This is a genomic window from Spiroplasma endosymbiont of Lariophagus distinguendus, assembly GCF_023846195.1.
Taxonomy (GTDB): Bacteria; Bacillota_I; Bacilli_A; order Mycoplasmatales; family VBWQ01; genus Spiroplasma_E.
In genome coordinates this window covers 1-552 of sequence record NZ_JALMUW010000185.1, presented here as the reverse complement: position 1 = coordinate 552, position 552 = coordinate 1, and the positions used below count along the sequence as shown (strand labels likewise).

Sequence of the window (552 nt, the reverse complement as noted above, 5' to 3'; positions counted from 1 at the left end):
TTTAAGATTGTGGGGAAATATTATTTTGTTTTATTTATATCTTCAATGACACTTATTAAATCTTGTTTATCTTTAGAATTAAGAGTTATTTCTTTTCATGCTCTACCTTTATTTTCAATTTTTAAGGAGATATTGTCTTTTTCATATTCTGCAATAAAATATCTTTGTTTAAATAATTTATATTTTTTATTTTTAATATTACTATCCTGATTAGATAATAATACCTCATTTAAATCGGGCATATAAAATCATCCTTTATGAATTAAATGATTATTTTTTTTAAAATTAATTTTTATTCATTCATTATATTTAGTTTTTCATTTTACTTTTAAATTATCATTGCTATAAATTACGGATAATGTTTTTTTTCCATTCATCTATTTCCTTTCTTTTTGATATTAAAAACATTATAGCAAATATTATCTAGCATTTAATACTATTTTATAAATTTTTGCATTACCATTACTAATATATTTTATTCCATAAGCATTTTCAGTACCAGTTCTTCTATATTCTCCTTGAATTTTACCTTGATTAATAAAAATATTAATT

At 19.0% G+C, this 552-nt stretch carries 1 protein-coding gene; it reads right to left on the bottom strand.

The window, feature by feature from the left end:
* Positions 1-20 precede the first annotated feature (20 nt).
* Positions 21-377: a hypothetical protein gene (locus M0D11_RS06450; protein WP_252321164.1), complete on the bottom strand. Its 357-nt coding sequence runs from the start codon at positions 375-377 to the stop codon at positions 21-23.
* Positions 378-552: the final 175 nt, after the last annotated feature.